1 pseudogene is annotated in these 324 nt (G+C 60.5%); it reads left to right on the forward strand.

Annotation, left to right across the window (positions count from 1 at the left end):
- A pseudogene (locus EN808_RS35580) lies at positions 1–324 on the forward strand (carbohydrate ABC transporter substrate-binding protein); the annotation flags it as partial.

The following is a 324-nucleotide window of genomic DNA, read 5'->3' on the forward strand; positions in this document are numbered from 1 at the left end:
CTTCGGGTCCTCGAACCCGAAGGAGAAGGAAGCGTTCAAGGCGAAGTACGGCTACGATCTGGCCGTGCCGACGACCTATGCGCAGCTGCGCGACATAGCCGAGTTCTTCCACCGTCCGGACCAGAAGCGTTACGGTGTCGCCATCTACACCGACAATTCCTATGACGCGATGGCGATGGGCGTCGAAAGCGCCATCTTCAGCTATGGCGGCGATCTCGGCGACTACGCCACCTACAAGGTCGACGGCATTACCAATTCGAAGCAGGCCGCCGCCGGCCTCGACATGTACAAGGAACTCTACAAGTTCACGCCTCCCGGCTGGGG

It is taken from the genome of Mesorhizobium sp. M8A.F.Ca.ET.165.01.1.1, from assembly GCF_004792065.1.
GTDB lineage: Bacteria > Pseudomonadota > Alphaproteobacteria > Rhizobiales > Rhizobiaceae > Mesorhizobium.